Raw genomic sequence first — 17,747 nt, forward strand, 5'->3', positions numbered from 1 at the left:
CAGTATGCCTAATTCGCCCGCTCGACGATCTGCTCGAAACGCTGTTTGGCACGCGCAGGCAGGGATGCGGGAATCTGCACGTCGCTGAGCGGGGTTTCGCCGACCTGAATCAGCATCACCATGCCCATGGCCAGGTGCGGAATGCACTGGATGCCATAGAAGCCCGGCACGTCGAATTTCACTTCGACTTCTTCGTTGATCCTGCCCTTGAACGGTTCGGCGCCATCGGGCAGGAAACCTGGCAGGCTCGCGGCATTGTGGCTCGGTTGGGTGGCGATGAACTTCACCGTGTCACCTGGCGCGATGGCCAGGTAATCCGGCTCGTAGACCATTGGCCCGCTAGCGCCACGGTTGAGCATTTTCACTTCGTGCACCTCGGCCAGGGCCGCGGTGCAGAACAGGGTCGCCAGCAAGGCGATTGCGTAACGAATGGGCATGGGAACCGTCCGTGTCAGGCAGGATGAAAGCGCAGGACCCGGGCGCCGTCTTCCGGGTCGGTCAGGTAGCGAGCGCGCACGCCGAAGGTGTCGCGCAGGCGTTCGGTGGTCAGCACCTCATCGGGCTCGCCCAGTGCCACCAGCCGGCCACGTTCCATGACCCCGAGGCGGTCGCATTCCAGCGCCTGGTTGAGGTCATGCAGGGCGATCAGCGTGGTGACCGGCAGCGCCCGCACCAGGTTGAGAATCGACAGTTGGTGCTGGATGTCCAGATGGTTGGTCGGCTCGTCGAGCAGCAGGATTTGCGGCTGCTGGGCCAGCGCCCGGGCGATGTGTACGCGCTGGCGCTCGCCCCCGGACAGAGTGCTCCAGGCATGCTCGCGCATGTGGGCCATGTCCACGTCGGCCAGGGCCTGCATGACGATGCGCTCGTCACTGACGGACCAGGGCTGCAGCGCCGACAACCACGGCGTACGTCCCAGTTCGACGGCATCGCGCACCGTCACCGCGTCACTGGTATCGGCCTGCTGCTCGACGAAAGCCAGTTGCCGGGCCACGTCGCGGCGGCTCAGGCTCGTCAATGGCTTGCCATGCAACTGCACCTGGCCACTGCCTGGCGCACGAATGCCGGAAAGCAGCTTGAGCAGGGTCGATTTGCCCGAACCGTTGGGCCCGATCAGCCCCAGGGTTTCGCCCTGGCGAATCTGCAGATCGACGCCGGCCACGATCGCCCGGCCCTTCACCGACCAGCCAAGGTCGCTGCATTGCAACACGGTGCTCATCGTACCCGCCTCCCGCGCACCAGAATCACCGCGAATGCCGGTGCACCGACCAGCGCGGTGACCACCCCAATGGGCAGCACCTGGCCCTTGATCGCCGTGCGCGACAGCACATCGGCGGCGATCAGGAACACCGCGCCGATCAGCGCCGAAACCGGCACCAGCCGGCCATGCCGCGCGCCCACCAGCAACCGCGCAGCGTGGGGAATCACCAGGCCGACGAAGCCGATGGAGCCGACGATCGACACCATCACCGCGGTAACCAGTGCGGTACAGGCGATCAAGGTGGCCTGCACACGACGCACCGGCACGCCCAGCGAAGCCGCCGACTCGGCACCAAAGGTGAAGGCATCCAACGCTCGCGTGTGCCAGGCGACCAGCAAGACCCCGGCCAGGGCCATCGGGACAGCCAGCAGCACATCTTGCCAGTCGACTCCGCTCAGGTTGCCGAGCAGCCAGAACATGATGCCGCGAGCCTGCTCGGCGCTGGCCGACTTGGTGATCAGAAACGAGGTCAGTGCGTTGAATAACTGGGAGCCGGCAATACCGGCAAGAATGATCTGCGCACTGCCGCTGATCGCACCACCGCCCGCCGCCCGGGCCAGCAGCGCGACCAGGGCGAACGCGGCGACCGCGCCGAGAAAGGCGCCCATGGACAACGACAGCATGCCGGCGCCCAAGCCGAGCAAAGCCACGGAGACCGCGCCGGTGGAAGCGCCCGCAGAGATTCCCAATAGATAGGGGTCGGCCAGCGGGTTGCGCAGCAGCGCTTGCAGCACCACTCCGGACACCGCCAACCCGGCCCCGCAGCTGGCAGCGACCAGGGCGCGGGTCAGGCGGTAATTCCAGACGATGCCTTCATCGATCGGGTCGAGCACGAAGCCCGCCGCGAACAGTTTGTTGGCCAGCACCTGAAACACCACCGAGGGCGCAATGCGGGTTTCGCCCAGGGCGACTCCGGCGATCACCGCCACACCCAGGAGCAGCAGGCAGGCGATGGTCAGCAGGAACAGGCGAGAACTGCGTGCAATCATTGGAATTCGTCAACGGCCTTGGCGAGAGTTTCGATGCCTGTGATCATACGCAGCGAGGCCTGCATGCCATCGGCGTCGATGATCACGATACGCCCGTTCTTGACGGCATCCATGTGCTTGGCGACCGGGTCGTTACGCAGGAATTCGAGCTTCTTTTCCACGTCGTCGGCGGGAAAGCGACGACGGTCCATGCGCGCCAACACCAGCACCGAGGGGTTGGCCTTGGCCAGGGTTTCCCAGCCGACGCTCGGCCACTCCTCGCTGGACTCGACCACGTTGCGCAGCCCCAAGGACTTCATCATGTAGTCGGCCACGCCCTTCTGGCCGGCCACGTACGGGTCCAGATCCATGTCCGGGCTGGAGAACCAGAACAGCGCGGAAATATCCTTGGCCTGGCGCTGCTCGGCACCGGCCACCGCCGCGGCCAGGCGCTTCTGCAGGTCGGCGACCAGAGCGTCGCCCTTGTCCTGCACGTCGAAGATCTGCGCCAACTGGTTGATGCTCTTGTACAGGCTGTCGATCTGGAACGGCTGCAGACGGGTACCGTCGGCGCCGACCAGGTTGTCCTTGCCTTCGCAGTCGGTCGGCATGATGTAGGTGGGGATGTTCAGGTCGTGAAACTGCTTGCGCGTACCCACCACGCCCTGCTCGCCCACCATCCACTCGAACTGCACCGCAACCAGGCCCGGGCGCTTGTTGATCACCGATTCGAAGCTTGGGTCGTTGTCGGCCAGGCGCGGCACCTTGGCATTCTGCGCCTCGAACTCGGGCAGCACGTGGCTGAACCACAGCGAGGTACCGGCCAGGCGTTCGCCCAGGCCCAGGGAATAAAGGATTTCGGTACCCGCCTGGCCGATGGTCACGGCGTTGCCGGGGCTTTTCGCGAACGTCAGCGACTGGCCGCAGTTTTCCAGGGTGAGTGGGTACTGGGTCGGGTCGGCGGCATGGGCCATGGAGGACAGCGCCAGGGTGGCGCTGATGACGGCAAGGCGTGATACGAACATGCGGGTGATCTCCTAATCAACAAATACGCATAACGGCAGTGCGTAGGCTGGAGAACACATCACGCTGCGCGGCCATGGCCGCACCTGTCCCTTGCGGGAAGTGATCACGGATGCCCCCTCCCGGACACCCCGCCGGCGGTTCGATTACTGGCGCCTGCCCGCCAGAAGCGGATCAGACCCATGCCGGCAGGTCTCCTGACTGGTACGTCGATGCAACGCGGCGGCCTTCCCGGAAGCGATTCCAGTGACACGAATGCAGCGCTGCTCGGTACCTACAGTTGCGGGGGCAGTTCCGTTTGGCCACCAGAAGCGGCGACGGATTCCCTATTAATTCCTCGCGGAAACCGGCGGCGGCATCTTAAACGATTAAGTGATGCGCCTGCAGTGCTTTGCCACAGTTTGTTCAGGCCATGGCGGGCACGCTCGGGCCTGAACTTGCTGGCGCACTCAAATATCTTGCCAATACAATTGTTACGTTATAACAATTCACAAGGCACGTCCATCATATTAGGATCCTCTCACAATGCGGTTCACCGACATATCCCGCCGCCCCACGCACTATGTTTTCACCGGTTTCATCGCCCTGCTGGCTCCCATGGCCGACGCACAGGCACGCCGCACGGAACCGTTGGAGCTGGAACGGACCGAAATCCTCGGCACACGGGAACAAGCTTATCGATCGACCATCGCGCCCACGGCTAACAAGAGCGACACGTCAGTCAAGGAAACACCTTTTTCGATCCAGACGGTAACCCGCGAGCTGATCGAGGATCGTGGCGTCACTACCTTCGGCGAAGCCATCCGTACTGTGCCCGGCGTTACCAATCAGGTGGGCTGGGGTGGCATGAATGATCGTTTTCGACTGCGCGGCTTCGCCACTGAAAGCAACTTGAAGAACGGCATCCGTCGCAGTAGCTTCGCCGCCCTCGACGAGCTGGCCAATATCGAGCAGATAGAAGTACTCAAAGGTCCAGCCTCCGCGCTGTATGGCCGCTTCGAACCCGGCGGCGTCGTCAATCTGGTCACCCGCAAGCCCCAGGCCGAGCAGCGCACTCGAATCGATGTGAGTGCCGGGCGGTATGACTTCTATCGCAGCACCCTGGACAGCACCGGCGCGCTCACTGACGACCTCGACTATCGCCTGACCAGCGCCTGGCAGGACAACGGCAGCTTCCGCGATTTTGTCGACAACTCGAGCCAGTTCATTTCACCTGTGCTCGGTTGGAAACTGGCGCCGCTGACCACCCTGACCATCGAGTTCGAGTACGCCCGCAAGGTTGCCGACATGGATCGTGGCTTCGGCAACAACCCGCTCTACCTGCAGGCGCCGCGCTCACGCAATTTTGCAGAACCCGATACGCGGGTCAGTGCCACCAGCAAACTCGCCTCGGTCACCCTGGATCATGCGCTGGATGACGACTGGGACCTGCACGCCGCCTTGCAGGCATCTGATGCCCGGCAGTCGAGCCACTGGTATGCCTATGGTTTTCTCAACGGTGGTATCGGTGGTACGCCGAGCGCCCCTACCGTCAGCCGTCGACCGCAGTGGAACCAGGACCGACAGATCGACGCAACCGCCCTGGCCGAGATCAGTCGCCGCCTGACGACCGGCTCAATAGGCCATCGCGTCCTGCTGGGCGCCGAGTACAGCCGAGACTGGTGGGACTACGATGCAGCTGCAGGTGCCAGCTCCTCCATCGACTTCAATGCCCCGATCTACGGTAGCCCGCCTGGGCCACTAAGCCCGGCAGGTTCGGGCCGCTTCATCAATGACTCCTGGGCCCTCTATGCCCAGGATGAACTGAGCTTCGGCGCCGAAGAGCGCTGGCGCCTGCTACTGGGTGGGCGTTTCGACCAAATGAGAGCCTCCACCTTCGATCAATGGTACGGCTTAGACGAGGCATCGCAGAAAAGCTTCAACGCGTTCTCGCCGCGCGTGGGCCTGACCTGGACGCCGGTCGATGCAGTTTCCCTCTATGCCAGCTGGTCGCGGTCGATGCGTACCGAGCTGAACAACGGCATCCTGCGCGATGGCCAGGTACCCAAACCGGTGTCGGGCGAACAGGTCGAGATCGGCAGCAAACTCAGCCTGCTGGAGGGTCGCTTCGCGCCGACGCTGGCCATTTTTGACATCCGCCGCCGTGATGGCCTCGTCTCGGACCCCAATGACCCGACCTTCACCTACAGCATTCAGGTTGGCGAGCAACGCAGCAAGGGTTGGGAAATCGACCTGCCCTTCATGATCACTCCGCGCTGGCGCCTGCTGGCGAGCTACACACGCCTCGACACGACCATCAGCAAGGACACCGACAACGGCATGCAAGGTAATCGTCTGGCCAATGCACCGTGTAGCAATGCCAGCCTGTGGAGCACCTATGACCTGGCGACCCTTCCCGGCCTGAGCATCGGCATAGGCGCCAACCGGGTGGGTGAACGCGAGGCCAACAACGCCAACAGTTTCAGCCTGCCCGCTTACACGCGATGGGACGCCAACCTCACGTACCGTTTCGGCCAGGCCCAGCGCTACCGCACCCAACTCAACGTTCAGAACCTGTTCGACAAGCGCTATTACGACTCCGGCGGCAGCTTCGTACCCACGTACCCCGGCGCACCGCGCATGGCGATAGTGAGTATGGGCGTGACGTTCTGAGCATCGACTGACTCCGGTAGGCGCACCGCTCCTACCGAACAGATCTCACTGATTATGCAGCGTTACAGACGGCTCAAGAATTTCAAAGACAGGCTTGTAATGAGAATCAAAATCGATAAAATCAATTTAGATACATTATAACCTACCAATACGGAGTTCCCATGAAACCTGGTATCCACCCTGACTACCGCCTCGTGCTGTTCCACGACGTGGCCGCTGACGCCTACTGGCTGATCGGCTCGACGGTCGACACCGACAAGACCCGCCAGCACAGCGATGGCAACACCTATCCCTATGTAACCCTGGACGTATCCAGCGCTTCGCATCCCATCTATACCGGTCAGCAGCGCCAGGTCACCAGCGAAGGCCGTGTGGCCGGCTTCAACAAGCGCTTCGCCGGATTTGCAGGAGCCAAGGCATGAAAGTCGTCGCCTCGCTGAAACAGGCCAAGTTGCGTCATCGCGACTGCCAGATCGTCAAACGTCGCGGCCGCATCTACGTGATCTGCAAGACCGAACCGCGCTTCAAGTGCGTGCAGGGCCGGCCCAAGCCACAACGCAAGAACAAGGGATAAGTGGCTGCATCGACATCGCGGCGCGATTGCAGCCATCTTTCCAAGGCCGCGTCGCAACAACCACTCGCCGCAGGGCGCGGCTACAGTATCGAGGCGTGTGCAAAATCGACGGTTCGACACCATGCTGGTAGGAGCGTCGCCCTCGGCGCGAATGCGATGGTGGCCGTTCTCAACATCTGCGGCGCGACAACCATTCGCCCGCAAGCAGGCTCCTACAGTATCGAGGAGCCTGCAATATCGACGGTTCGACGCCATGTCGGTAGGAGCATCGCCCTCGGCGCGAAGCGATTTTCGGTCATCCCGCAGATGGCACCGCGACGACCAGGCCATGCGACAAGCATGGCCAACTCAACCTGCCACCTCCCCCAGCTCACGCAAATAACGCCAGGGATAGATACCGCGGTCGTGACCATCGTCGAACATCAGTTGCACACCATAGCCCTGGGCATGGATCGCCGTGATGCGTATGCCATCCGGCACCACATCGATACGCTGCGCCAACCGCGCCGCCCGGCATTTCGAGCATGGGCACGCAGCACGCAGGCGGCCATGGCCGAGCACCTGAACCTGCCCTGCTCCCCAATCGACGCTTAGCGTCCCCTGCGCGGCGCTGTTGCGTACTGCGACGGGCGCCTGGTTCATGGGGTGAGCGAACGCAACTGGCCGATGGCGATCCGCACGGCCTTGCGCACTTCCGGGTCGGCATCGTTCTCGGCGGCTTGCAGGGCTGGCAGCGCGGCGCCATCGCCCAGCTCGCCCAGTGCCAGCGCCGATTCCTTGCGCAGGTTGCTGATGGCGTGCCCGAGCAATTCCACAAGCCCGTCATGCGCCGCTGCGAAGCGCAAGCGACCGAGCGAGCGCACCGCGCGCAGGCGCACCTGCCAGTAGCTGTCGCTCAGCGCCTCCAGCAGCGCGGGGCCGGCCGTCGCCTGGCCGACCTTACCCAGCGTGGTGGCTGCTTCTTCGCGCACCTGCCATTCACGATCCTTGAGCGCCGCCTTTAGGGCCGGCAGCACGCTGTCGTCGCTGGCCAGGCCCAAAGCGCCGGTTGCCGCACGGCGTACTTCGGTATCGCTATCGTCACTGGCCAGGCGCGCCAACAAGGGCAAGGCATCGCTTTGCTTGAGCCAGCCAAGAATGCCCACCGCCTCGCGACGCACGAAGGCATCGCTATCCTGCAGCGCCGCAACAGCGGTGGGTACGCTGTCGATCAGGCGCAACTCACGCAAGGCACGCAACGCGCTGGCGCGTACGAAGGCGTCGGCATGAACGGCCCAGGGCAATACCACACGGCCCGCCTCGGCGCTCTTCAGTTCGCTGAGGCTCTGCGCCGCCGCGCCGCGTACCCGGGCGTCGGCATCGGTCAGCGCCGCACAGAGCGCGTCGACCACCTCGGGCTCCTCCCAGGCTTCCAGCAGCCGCGCCGCTTCGGCCCGCACATCGGCAGAGCTGTCCCGGGTCAGCGCCTGGGTCAACCAGGGCAACGCCTCTGGTTCTTCCAGGTCGGCCAGTTCGATCAGGGCGATGCGCCGCACCCCGGCGTCGCCATCCTGCAGGCGCGGCAGCAGGTCGAGAATGTCGGGGTTGTCGGTGCTTATATCGTTGTTCGGGTTGGTCATAGCGCTACTCGCAATGGCGGGTGTTCGGTAGGCAGGCCGAGCGGCGTCAGGCGCGGCAGCTCGCGGCCTTCTTCATGGCGCAGCAGTTCCAGGCAGTGGCGCTTGAGCTGCACGAAGTCGGGACTGGTCAACAGGCCGGCGTGGCGTGGGCGACGGAAGTCCAGGCACAAGTCTTCGATAAAGCGGCCCGGTCGCGGGCTCATCACCAGAATGCGATCGGCCAGGAACAGGGCTTCGTCGATGTCATGGGTGACGAACACCACCGTGGTGCGAACCCGGCCCCAGATATCCAACAACAACTCCTGCATCTTGCTGCGCGTCTGGGCGTCCAGGGCACCGAAAGGCTCGTCCATCAACAGCAGGCGTGGCCGGTTGATCAGCACCCGGGCGATCTCGGCGCGCTGCTGCATGCCGCCGGAGAGCTGATTGGGCCAGCGCGAGGCGAAATCCTGCAGGCCAACCAGGCCAAGGAATTCCCGCGCCCGCTGGCGCCGTTCCACTTTGCCGATGCCCTGCATCTTCAGGCCGAAGGCAACGTTGTCGAGCACGCTGCGCCAGGGCAACAGGGTGTGGTGCTGGAACACCATGCCGCGCTGCGGCGACGGGCCACCCACCGCCTGGCCATCGACCCGCAAGGCGCCAGCGCTAGGCGTCAGGTGCCCGGCCAGGGCGCCAAGCAAGGTTGATTTGCCACAACCGGACGGGCCGAGAATGCACACGAACTCGCCCGCCGCGATGGAGAAGTCCAGCGCCTGCACGGCTTCGAATGCCTGGGCGCCTTCGCCGAGGCGGATGGTCAGTTTTTCGATGTCGATCCGTCCGGCCGACAGCGCCGTTTCATGGATGCTCATCAGTGACGCCCTCCCGCGCAGTACCAGGGCGTCAGCAGACTGCCGAGGCGCTTGACCAACAGGCTGCTGCCCATGCCGAGCACACCGATCAGCAGCATGCCGACGATGATGTCCGGGTAGTTCTGGATGGTGTAGGACTCCCAGGTGTAATAGCCGATGCCGAACTGCCCGGAGATCATTTCCGCAGTGACCAGGCAGAACCACGAAGTACCCATGCCGATCGCCAGGCCGGTGACGATGCTCGGCGCAGCGCCCGGCAGGATCACCTCACGGAGGACCGCCAGGCGCCCTGCCCCGAGGCTGCGCGCCGAGGCGACCAGGCGGGCGTCGACGCCTTCCACGCCATGGATGGTGTTGAGCAGCACCGGGAACAGCGCGCCGGTGAAGGTGATGAAGATCATCGACAATTCAGAGGAAGGAAACATCAGGATCGCCAGAGGAATCCAGGCCACGGCAGGAATCGGCCGCAGCACTTCAAGCGGCGGTAGCAGGCTGTCTTCGGCCCAGCGAGAACGGCCAATAGCGATGCCCAGAGCGACGCCCAGCACGGCGGCGATCAGGTAACCGGAAAACACCCGGCCGAGGCTACTGCCGACGTGATCCCAGAGCCTGCTGGATTCGACCAGCGCCACGGCAGCGTTCACCACCGAGGCTGGCGTGGGCACGTAGGTAAAGGTCAGCAAACCGAAATCCAGGCGCGATTGCGTCGCCACCTGCCAGAAAACCAGACACAGGGCGAGCGAAGCCAGACGCAAGGGCCAGCGGTGTAGAGAAGTCATCATCAGGCTCCAGTGAAATGCTGCACCACATGGGGCATGGCGCAGCAGGCCGATCAGCGGGCGGCTATCTGGCGCTGGTTGGCGCTGCCGAAGTCCAGCGCTTCACCGCCGTGAGCCTTGGCATAGGCCTGGGCCTGATCCTTGAGCAGGAAGGCGCTGAGTTCACCTTTGCCGTTACGCACGAACCAGGCCTGGTTGGCCAGCAGCTTGATGCCGCTGTCGGTGGCCTGGGCGTAGATGGCGCGGATGTCCTTGCCCTCTTCCTCAAGTTGCGCCAGGGCTTTGAAGGCAGCCTCCGGCGAGGCGTAGTGGCGCACTTTGCTCTCGCCACGCACCCAGATCTGCGCCACACGCTTGAAGTCGGTGATCGGCTGGCCGGTCACTGCATCGTTGGCCTCTAACGGCAGTTGCGCGTAGTTGGCCAGCGCCTGGTCATAATCTCGCCCCTCGGCCTCGAAGGCGGCCTTGATGTACTGGTCATCGATGAATTGCTCGACGTTCAGGCCGCGGTCGGTCTTCTTCAGCAACTTGAGGGTGTCGATGGAGGTGGCCACCGCCTGACGGTATTCAGGCTTCCAGGTGAAATCGCGGGTCTGCAAACCCAGCGGACCGTGAAACAGGTAGTTCACCTCTGCCTCGATGCCGGTGACCTTTTCGATCAGCTCACTGTACTTCTCCGGCTCGGCAGCGAACAGGCGGTCGGCTTCCAAGCCAGCGCGCAGATAGGCCGTGACGATCTCCGGGTACTTCTTGGCATAGTCGGCGTCTACTAGCGCGCCGTGCAGGGTCGGCGCGTCGGCCTGGGAGCCGTCGTAGATCTTGCGAGCGAAGCCTCGGTTGGGGAACAGTTCGGCGAACGGCACGAAGTCCGCATGGGCCTCGATACGGTTGCTGCGCAGCGCCGAGCCGGCGATTTCCGGGGCCTGGGCGATGATGCGCACGTCCTTCTGCGGGTCCCAGCCCTGGGCAGCGACGGCGCGCAGCAGCATGCCGTGGGCAGTAGACGCGAACGGCACGGAAATGGTCTTGCCCTTCAGCTCGGCCAGCGATTGCACGCTGGAGGATGCCGGCACCACGATGCCGTTGCCACTGCCCTTGGTGCTGCCCGACAACACGGTGATGAACAGGCTCTGCTTGCCGGCGTCACGATGAGCCACACCGTTGAACGAACCGGGGAAATCGGCCATGGCGCCGAAGTCCAGTTTGCCGGCGACCATTTCATTGGTCAGCGGCGCGCCGCTGGTGAAGTTCTTCCACTCTACTTCGTACTTGGCGTCCTTGTACTTGCCGTCGCGCGGCAGGTATTTGTCGAGCAGGCCGAGCTCGCGGATCAGCAAACCGCCGGTGGCGCAGTTGATGGTGGTGTCCTGGGTGCCGATGGCGATACGGATGGTCTCGGCCTGAGCAGTGATGCTGCCGATGGCCAGCGCAAGGCCGACCAGAGTGGTACGCAAGTGCATGGGTGTCTCCCCTCGAATCAATGGTATTCGTCTCCGCCAGCCGGTCGGTGGTGGGAAACGAGGGGTGTGTCGATCAGGCGTCCGGTGGTTGGCCGGATGGCGTGTTGCTTTTTCTTATGTTTGGTTGTGCATCCGTAGCCTGGGTTGAACGCAGCGATACCCAGGTGAATGGCAACTCAGCGCAGCAGATAGGGAATCTCGACGCGCACCGCGTCGGTCGGACAATCCTTCTCGCACGGCATGCAGTACCAACACTCGTCGAACGCCATGTAGGCCTTCTGGGTCGCCGGATTGATCGCCAGCAGGTCCATTGGGCAGACGTCGACGCACACGGTGCAGCCCTTGTGGGCGATGCACTTGTCTTCGTCGATGGTCACGGGGGCATTGCTGCGGAACAGGATGTCCTGAGGCTGGAAGCTCATATCACGGTGTCCTCGGAGCCTGCGGCTCTCGTATTTTTCTGCGTCTGATCAGCGACTCATCACGCCGCTTCGATCTTCACCCGCAGGCGGTTGTAGGCCTGCTGTTCGTCATCATCCAGCGGAATCAGGTAAGGCTCGACCGGCTTCTTGAAGCTGATCATCTGACCGTGCTCGTCCTTTTTCAGGTGGCAATGCACGAACCACTCGGCGTCGTTGCGCTGCGGGTGATCGACCCGGTGGTGGTACAAACCCCAGCGGCTTTCCTTGCGAAACAGCGAAGCACGGGCGGCCATCTCGGCGCAGTCGCGGATCACGCTGACTTCCATGGCGCGCATCAGCTCGTGGGCGTTGTTGGCCTTCAGCTCGCTCAGATCCGCTTCGATGGCAGCGAAGCGCTGCAGGCCGATCTCCATCTTTCTGGTCACCTTGGGCGGCTGCAGGTAGTCATTCACGAAACGGCGCAGCTTGTACTCCACCTGGGCCGGCGGCAGGCCGTACTCGCGGTTCAGCGGCGCGTAGACCCGCGCCCGCTCGGCGTCGATCTGCGCCTGATCCAGTGCGCTGTAGTCGCGCTCGGCGACGAAGTCGGCAGCGTTGTTGCCGGCGAACCAGCCGTAGGTGAAGGCGCCGAGCATGTAGTTGTGCGGCACCGCCGCCATGTCTCCGGCAGAATAGAGGCCCTTGACCGAGGTTTCCGCCCGCTCGTTGACCCATACGCCGGAAGCGCTGTGGCCACTGCAAAAGCCGATCTCGGAGATGTGCATCTCGACCATGCTGGAGCGGTAGTCGGTGCCCCGCCCGGCATGGAACTGGCCGCGGCTGGGGCGCTCGTTGCTGTGTAGAATTTCCTCGATGTTCTGGATGGTTTCCTCGGCCAGGTGATCGAGTTTGAGGAACACCGGACCGTTACCACCTTCGAGTTCCTGATGGAACTCCCACATCATCTGGCCGCTCCAGTAATCGCACTCGATGAAGCGCTCGCCCTTGTTGTTGGCGGTATAGCCACCCAGCGGGCCGGTCACGTAGGCGCAGGCCGGGCCGTTGTAATCCTTGATCAGCGGGTTGATCTGGAAGCACTCCAGATTGGCCAGCTCGGCACCGGCGTGATACGCCATGGCGTAGCCGTCGCCGGCGTTGGTCGGGTTCTCGTAGGTGCCCATCAGGTACCCAGAAGACGGCAGCCCGAGACGTCCGGCCGCGCCGCAGCAGAGAATCACCGCCTTGGCCTTGATCACGTGAAAATCGGCGGTGCGGCAGTCGAAACCCATCAGGCCGTTGACCGAGCCGTCGGCAGCGGTCAGCAGGCGTGTGGCCACCAGGCGATTGGTGATGTCCACCCGGGCGCGCTTGAGCTGGCGATACAGCACCTTCTTGATGTCGTGCCCTTCAGGCATCGGCAGCACGTAGGCGCCCATGTGGTGAACCTTCTTCACCGCATAGTCGCCGGTTTCATCTTTCTCGAACTTCACGCCCCAGCGGTCGAGCTGCTCGATGGTTTCGAAACTGTGGGTGGCATAGGCGTACACGGCTGCCTGGTTGACGATGCCGTCGTTGGCTACGGTGATTTCCTTGGTGTACTGCTCCGGCGTGGCGTGGCCGGGGATCACCGCGTTATTGAGGCCGTCCATGCCCATACTGATGGCACCGCTGCGCTTGACGTTGGCCTTGTCGACCAGCAGCACGCGCAGGTTCTTGTTGCGCTCTTTGGCTTTGATCGCCGCCATCGGGCCAGCCGTGCCGCCGCCGATGACGACGATGTCGTATTCCTGCTCCCGGGTCTCGATGCTCATGATTGGGCGCTCTTCTGTCGGTCGATGCGCAGGCGATACTGGAAGGCATCGCCGCGGTAATAGAGGTGTTCGAAATCCAGCGGTGTGCCGTCAGCAGTGTGAGTCAGGCGCTCGATACGCATGATCGGCGAGCCTTCTTCCACGTTCAGCGCCTGGGTCAGGTCGCTGTCGGAGAGCACGGCGTCGATGGCCAGGTCGGCATGGCCGAGGGCGATGCCGCAATCGTTTTCCAGGATGAGGAAAATGTCGCGGGTCACCAGATCGGTCTTTTCCAGCTTCTCGCCAATGGCATGGGGTAACCAGGTGATCTCCAAGGAGATAGGTTCGCGGTTGATCAACCGCACCCGGCGGATTTCCGTGACAGTGCTGCCCTCTGCCACCTGCAGGCGCTCGGCAACCAATGCCGGCGCCGGAACGTGGCGCAGGCTGCGCAGCTTGTTGAGCACTTCGTAACCCATCTGCTTCATCGACTCGCCCAGCCCCTGCAGGGTGCTGACGTTCTGGAACGCCTTGGGCTTGGCCACGAAGGTGCCCTTGCCGTGGATCTTGAAGATCAACCCTTCCTTCTGCAGGTCGCCCAATGCCTGGCGTACGGTGATGCGGCTGACGCCGTAGGTCTGGCCCAGTTCGTTCTCCGAGGGCATGCGGCTGTGCGGCGCATAGGTGCCATCGAGAATGCGCGAGCGCAGCAGCTCCTTGAGCTGGCTGTACAGGGGAACGGGCGATAAGGGAATGAGCTGAGACATCTGCATCCTTTTCGATCAACTTGTCATAACAAGTAGTGACGAGAAAATAACGAAGAAGATCAGACACGGGAAATATTGATATCGAATAAGCATATGGCGACCACGATGGCCGTCAGAGGTGAATACAGGCACGCCCTGTACTTCGGAGCGCGTCTGCAAATCAGGCCGTCGAGCGACGCCTGGAAAAGAAAAAGCCCCCGCAGCATGGTCTCTGCAGGGGCTTGCGGACTCAGTCCGGCAATGCGTAAGCGATGACGTAATCGCCACGATCTGGAGAGTTACGGGCTCCACCAGCCGAGATCACGATGTACTGCTTGCCAGTGGCCGGATCCTTGTAGCTGATCGGCGTACCCTGGCTGCCGACCGGCAAGCGGCCCTTCCAGACTTCCTGCCCGGTGCTGCTGTCGTAAGCGCGCAGGTAGTAATCCTGTGTAGCGGCAATGAACAGCAGGCCGCTCTGGGTGGACAACGTGCCACCGATGGTCGGCATGCCGACCGGAATCGGCAGATGCATCTTGATACCCATCGGGCCGGTGTCCTGCACAGTGCCGACCGGCACTTGCCAGGCGATCTGCCGGGTGTTCAGGTCGACGGCGGTCAGGGTGCCGAACGGCGGCTTCTGGCATGGGATATCCAGCGGCGAGGTGAAGCGCAGCTTGGCGTTGATCGCGTACGGCGTGCCTTCCAGCGGCACCGCGGCGTTGGCGATATTGGCTGCCTCGCCGCCGTCGTTCTTCGGCGCACTGCCCTCGGCAGGCTGGGGAATCAGCTGTACTTCCAGGCCGACGCGCATGTCGTTGACGAACAGGTAGTTGCGCGTCGGGTCGACCGACAGGCCACCCCAGTTCATGCCGCCCAGCGAGCCTGGCAGGTTCAGCGACGGGTCGGTGCCGGGCGCGGTGAACAGGCCGTCATAACGCACCGATTTGAACTTGATGCGGCACATCAGCTGGTCGAATGGCGTCGCGCCCCACATGTCGGACTCGGTCAGCGTGTCGGCACCGATCTGCGGCATGCCGACGGAAACCGGCTGGGTTGGCGAGTAGCTCTCGCCCTTGATCTGCCCCGGCTGCACCGGACGCTCCTGCACCTCGGTCAGCGGCTTGCCAGTCAGGCGATCGAGCACGAACAGCTGGCCGGCCTTGGTACCGAATACCAGCGCTGGTACCTTGCTGCCATCGGCCTGGGTAAAGTCGATCAGGCTGGGCTGCATCGGCACGTCGAAGTCCCAGAGGTCGTTGTGCACGACTTGGTAAACCCATTTCTCGTTGCCGGTGGTGGCGTCCAGCGCCAGCATCGAAGCGCCGTACTTGCGATCCAGCGCGGTGTGCTTGACGCCCCACAGGTCGATGGCAGCGCTGCCGACCGGCATGAACACCGTGTTGGAGTCCGCGTCGTAGGACATCGGCGCCCACACGTTGGGCGTGGAACGGGTGTAGGTGTCACCCGCCGCAGGCGCTTCGCGCTCGTCCGGGTTGCCCGGGTCGAAGGCCCAGCGCAGTTCGCCGGTGATCACGTCGAAGCCGCGCATCACCCCGCCCGGCATGTCGGTGCTGACGTTATCGGCCACCCGCCCACCCACTACTACTGTGGTGCCGGCCAGGGTCGGCGCAGAGGTCAGCGAGTACTGCCCCGCGTCGGCGCCCTTGCCGATACCGGCCTTGAGGTCGACACGACCCTGCACGCCGAAATCCGCGCAGAATTCACCGGTATTGGCGTCCAGAGCGATCAGTTCGGACTCGATGCTGTTCATCAGGATGCGCTGCTGGCAAGCAGCACCCGCTGGCACGCTGGGCACCTTGATAGGCGTGGAGTTCGGCTGAGTGGGCTGGGCGATGGGCCGCGTGGCATCGAAATACGCCAGGCCGCGGCAACGCATCCACTTCTTCTGCTGGGCGTTGATCTGCCGGTTCCAGATTTCCTTGCCGGTGGCCGCTTCCAGGGCGATCACGTTGTTGTGCGGGGTGCACAGGAATACCCGGTCGCCGACCTGCAGCGGTGTCTGCTGGTCTTCGGCGCCATTGCCCGTCGGGCTCTCCGGCACGTCACCGGTGCGGTAGGTCCAGGCGACCCGCAACTCCTTGACGTTCTCGGGCGTGATCTGGTCCAGCGCGACGAACCGCGAGCCGCCAGGCGTGTTGCCGTAGTGCTCCCAGTTCTGCTGCGCCTCGCTCGCCGATGTTGCCACCGGCGCCTTACCAGTGGCGGCCACTACCGGATGGGGCTGGAACATACCCCACACCGCGGCACCGAAGCCCAGCGTCAATACACCAGCGGCGATGAAGGCCGGTGCCGGTGTTGCGACACGGCGGCTGCCGCGTTGCAGCAGCGGAAAGGACAGCGCCACGCAGATCATGAAGCCGGTGGGTACCATGAGACGGGAGATCAGTGGCCAGAAATCCAGCCCAGCGTCCCATAATGACCAGGCCAGCGAGCCGACGAACACCAGTGCGAACAGCACACCACCGGAAATCCGCGCGCGCATGATCTGCACGGCAGCCGCCAGCATCATCACCCCAGCGATCAGGAAATACACGCTGCCGCCAAGCGCGACCAGGCGGTAACCATGGACGCCGAAGAATAGCCCAGTCGCCAGGATGACCAAGCCGAGCGCAGCGAGCCAGAGCCGCGCGACAGCCGAAGGTGGTGATGAATCGTTTGCCATCGAAGAATCCACGAAGTCGTTGCAAAAGAGCCCAACGGGCGGTTAACCGGAAATTATACAAGCGCAGCGGCTGCCGAAACATTCGGAAACACGAAGTGATTCATCTATATGTATCGTGTTTGCCGATATAGATCGGGTTTGATTTTCGACGCTGGAATGGCGGCTTGAACTCAGCCGCCTTCCTTACAGGGTGTGCTCGTAGAGAATTGCAGCGCCCACGCCGATCAATACCAGGCCGCCGAGAATCTCCGCCTTGCGGCCGATGGCGGTGCCAATCAGGCGGCCGAGCATCACGCCGATGGTGACCATGGTCATGGTCGCCAGGCCGATGGCCAGTGCGGCAAACCAGATATTCACGTCGACGAACGCCAGGCCGACGCCAACGGCCAGCGCGTCGATGCTGGTGGCGAACGCCGTGGCGGCCAGCAGCCAGAAGGAATGGGACTTGGGTTTGTCTTCTTCGCCATCGTCGCTTTCAGGCTGCAGACCGGCGTAGATCATGTGGCCGCCGAGCAGCAGTAACAGCGTGAAGGCGATCCAGTGATCCCACTCCTCCACGTACCCCGCCGCCGCCTGGCCAATGAACCAGCCGACCACCGGGGTGATGGCTTCGATCACGCCGAAGATCAGGCCGGTGCGCAGTGCATCGAGAAACCTGGGTTTATGCAGCGAGGCACCCTTGCCGACAGCGGCAGCAAAGGCATCGGTGGACATGGCGAAGGCCAGGAAGACAAGAGAAAGGAGGCTCACGGTTACGTCTCGGTCGGGCTATGAGTCAATGACGGATACACGCGCCCGACCTTAGGCACGTATCTGTCATTGGTCTCACCAACCGAAAGGTGTTCGTACCACGGCTGCTGCCGAGAATGTTGATACGAACGCTGCCGAGCGAACCCGGAAGCAGGCTACTCCCCAAAGAGGCCCGCACTTTACTCAA

General features: G+C 63.2%; 17 protein-coding genes and 2 riboswitches. Of the genes, 3 read left to right on the plus strand and 14 right to left on the minus strand.

Annotated elements, in window-relative coordinates:
• Window positions 1-8: 8 nt before the first annotated feature.
• The 4 genes from BVH06_RS03165 to BVH06_RS03180 are packed head-to-tail and all read right to left on the minus strand — an operon-like array spanning window position 9 to window position 3,254.
• Complete coding sequence (locus tag BVH06_RS03165; RefSeq protein ID WP_075933158.1) at window positions 9-437, minus strand: pseudoazurin; 429 nt, start codon at window positions 435-437, stop codon at window positions 9-11.
• 14 nt (window positions 438-451) lie between these two features.
• Entirely contained in the window at window positions 452-1,219 is a 768-nt protein-coding gene (locus BVH06_RS03170; protein ID WP_075933159.1) for an ABC transporter ATP-binding protein, read from the minus strand.
• Window positions 1,216-2,250: an iron ABC transporter permease gene (locus BVH06_RS03175; RefSeq protein ID WP_075930387.1), complete on the minus strand. Its 1,035-nt coding sequence runs from the start codon at window positions 2,248-2,250 to the stop codon at window positions 1,216-1,218. The genes BVH06_RS03170 and BVH06_RS03175 overlap by 4 nt, the downstream gene beginning before the upstream one ends.
• Window positions 2,247-3,254 (minus strand): ABC transporter substrate-binding protein, encoded by a 1,008-nt coding sequence (locus BVH06_RS03180; RefSeq protein WP_075933160.1) that lies wholly within the window; start codon window positions 3,252-3,254, stop codon window positions 2,247-2,249. Before BVH06_RS03180 ends, BVH06_RS03175 begins: the two co-directional genes overlap by 4 nt.
• 167 nt (window positions 3,255-3,421) lie before the next feature.
• Window positions 3,422-3,618: riboswitch (cobalamin riboswitch) on the minus strand.
• A gap of 159 nt (window positions 3,619-3,777) precedes the next feature.
• Between BVH06_RS03180 and BVH06_RS03185 the strand changes: the two genes are divergently transcribed.
• The 3 genes from BVH06_RS03185 to ykgO all read left to right on the plus strand — a co-directional run bounded on the left by BVH06_RS03185 (window position 3,778) and on the right by ykgO (window position 6,478).
• Complete coding sequence (locus tag BVH06_RS03185) at window positions 3,778-5,904, plus strand: TonB-dependent siderophore receptor (RefSeq protein WP_075933161.1); 2,127 nt, start codon at window positions 3,778-3,780, stop codon at window positions 5,902-5,904.
• Between the two features lie 161 nt (window positions 5,905-6,065).
• On the plus strand, window positions 6,066-6,326 hold the full coding sequence (locus tag BVH06_RS03190; RefSeq protein WP_075930390.1) for a type B 50S ribosomal protein L31: 261 nt from the start codon (window positions 6,066-6,068) through the stop codon (window positions 6,324-6,326).
• Complete coding sequence (gene ykgO / locus BVH06_RS03195) at window positions 6,323-6,478, plus strand: type B 50S ribosomal protein L36 (protein ID WP_042552546.1); 156 nt, start codon at window positions 6,323-6,325, stop codon at window positions 6,476-6,478. Before BVH06_RS03190 ends, ykgO begins: the two co-directional genes overlap by 4 nt.
• 348 nt (window positions 6,479-6,826) lie before the next feature.
• On the opposite strand, the gene BVH06_RS03200 is transcribed toward ykgO, so the two are convergent.
• From BVH06_RS03200 to mntP, 10 genes are all read right to left on the minus strand, one after another.
• Window positions 6,827-7,120 (minus strand): gamma-butyrobetaine hydroxylase-like domain-containing protein, encoded by a 294-nt coding sequence (locus BVH06_RS03200; protein WP_075933162.1) that lies wholly within the window; start codon window positions 7,118-7,120, stop codon window positions 6,827-6,829.
• A complete protein-coding gene (locus BVH06_RS03205) occupies window positions 7,117-8,097 on the minus strand; it encodes a HEAT repeat domain-containing protein (RefSeq protein WP_075933163.1) in 981 nt (326 codons plus the stop codon). The genes BVH06_RS03200 and BVH06_RS03205 overlap by 4 nt, the downstream gene beginning before the upstream one ends.
• The gene (locus BVH06_RS03210) at window positions 8,094-8,948 is read right to left on the minus strand and encodes an ABC transporter ATP-binding protein (protein WP_075933164.1); all 855 of its coding nucleotides are present in this window, start codon (window positions 8,946-8,948) and stop codon (window positions 8,094-8,096) included. Before BVH06_RS03210 ends, BVH06_RS03205 begins: the two co-directional genes overlap by 4 nt.
• A complete protein-coding gene (locus tag BVH06_RS03215; protein ID WP_075933165.1) occupies window positions 8,948-9,730 on the minus strand; it encodes an ABC transporter permease in 783 nt (260 codons plus the stop codon). The genes BVH06_RS03210 and BVH06_RS03215 overlap by 1 nt, the downstream gene beginning before the upstream one ends.
• A 50-nt stretch (window positions 9,731-9,780) precedes the next feature.
• Window positions 9,781-11,187, minus strand: coding sequence for an ABC transporter substrate-binding protein (locus BVH06_RS03220; protein WP_075933166.1), 1,407 nt, complete (start codon window positions 11,185-11,187; stop codon window positions 9,781-9,783).
• A 176-nt stretch (window positions 11,188-11,363) separates the two neighbouring features.
• Window positions 11,364-11,609, minus strand: a complete 246-nt coding sequence (locus BVH06_RS03225; RefSeq protein WP_075933167.1) for a ferredoxin family protein — start codon at window positions 11,607-11,609, stop codon at window positions 11,364-11,366.
• A 59-nt stretch (window positions 11,610-11,668) separates the two neighbouring features.
• On the minus strand, window positions 11,669-13,393 hold the full coding sequence (locus BVH06_RS03230; protein WP_168172880.1) for a fumarate reductase/succinate dehydrogenase flavoprotein subunit: 1,725 nt from the start codon (window positions 13,391-13,393) through the stop codon (window positions 11,669-11,671).
• Between the two features lie 2 nt (window positions 13,394-13,395).
• Entirely contained in the window at window positions 13,396-14,145 is a 750-nt protein-coding gene (locus tag BVH06_RS03235; protein ID WP_075933254.1) for a GntR family transcriptional regulator, read from the minus strand.
• A gap of 229 nt (window positions 14,146-14,374) precedes the next feature.
• Window positions 14,375-16,810 (minus strand): membrane-bound PQQ-dependent dehydrogenase, glucose/quinate/shikimate family, encoded by a 2,436-nt coding sequence (locus tag BVH06_RS03240; RefSeq protein ID WP_075933169.1) that lies wholly within the window; start codon window positions 16,808-16,810, stop codon window positions 14,375-14,377.
• A 183-nt stretch (window positions 16,811-16,993) separates the two neighbouring features.
• Complete coding sequence (mntP, locus tag BVH06_RS03245) at window positions 16,994-17,560, minus strand: manganese efflux pump MntP (protein ID WP_075930400.1); 567 nt, start codon at window positions 17,558-17,560, stop codon at window positions 16,994-16,996.
• 4 nt (window positions 17,561-17,564) lie between these two features.
• Window positions 17,565-17,731: riboswitch (yybP-ykoY riboswitch) on the minus strand.
• Window positions 17,732-17,747 lie beyond the last annotated feature (16 nt).

This window comes from Pseudomonas sp. PA27(2017), assembly GCF_001945445.1.
Classification (GTDB): Bacteria; Pseudomonadota; Gammaproteobacteria; order Pseudomonadales; family Pseudomonadaceae; genus Aquipseudomonas.

Bases quoted from the DNA above. Each gene is read 5' to 3' on its own strand.
- BVH06_RS03165 (WP_075933158.1), bottom strand. From the start codon at position 437: ATGCCCATTCGTTACGCAATCGCCTTGCTGGCGACCCTGTTCTGCACC.
- BVH06_RS03170 (WP_075933159.1), bottom strand. From the start codon at position 1,219: ATGAGCACCGTGTTGCAATGCAGCGACCTTGGCTGGTCGGTGAAGGGC.
- BVH06_RS03175 (WP_075930387.1), bottom strand. From the start codon at position 2,250: ATGATTGCACGCAGTTCTCGCCTGTTCCTGCTGACCATCGCCTGCCTG.
- BVH06_RS03180 (WP_075933160.1), bottom strand. From the start codon at position 3,254: ATGTTCGTATCACGCCTTGCCGTCATCAGCGCCACCCTGGCGCTGTCC.
- BVH06_RS03185 (WP_075933161.1), top strand. From the start codon at position 3,778: ATGCGGTTCACCGACATATCCCGCCGCCCCACGCACTATGTTTTCACC.
- BVH06_RS03190 (WP_075930390.1), top strand. From the start codon at position 6,066: ATGAAACCTGGTATCCACCCTGACTACCGCCTCGTGCTGTTCCACGAC.
- ykgO (WP_042552546.1), top strand. From the start codon at position 6,323: ATGAAAGTCGTCGCCTCGCTGAAACAGGCCAAGTTGCGTCATCGCGAC.
- BVH06_RS03200 (WP_075933162.1), bottom strand. From the start codon at position 7,120: ATGAACCAGGCGCCCGTCGCAGTACGCAACAGCGCCGCGCAGGGGACG.
- BVH06_RS03205 (WP_075933163.1), bottom strand. From the start codon at position 8,097: ATGACCAACCCGAACAACGATATAAGCACCGACAACCCCGACATTCTC.
- BVH06_RS03210 (WP_075933164.1), bottom strand. From the start codon at position 8,948: ATGAGCATCCATGAAACGGCGCTGTCGGCCGGACGGATCGACATCGAA.
- BVH06_RS03215 (WP_075933165.1), bottom strand. From the start codon at position 9,730: ATGATGACTTCTCTACACCGCTGGCCCTTGCGTCTGGCTTCGCTCGCC.
- BVH06_RS03220 (WP_075933166.1), bottom strand. From the start codon at position 11,187: ATGCACTTGCGTACCACTCTGGTCGGCCTTGCGCTGGCCATCGGCAGC.
- BVH06_RS03225 (WP_075933167.1), bottom strand. From the start codon at position 11,609: ATGAGCTTCCAGCCTCAGGACATCCTGTTCCGCAGCAATGCCCCCGTG.
- BVH06_RS03235 (WP_075933254.1), bottom strand. From the start codon at position 14,145: ATGTCTCAGCTCATTCCCTTATCGCCCGTTCCCCTGTACAGCCAGCTC.
- BVH06_RS03240 (WP_075933169.1), bottom strand. From the start codon at position 16,810: ATGGCAAACGATTCATCACCACCTTCGGCTGTCGCGCGGCTCTGGCTC.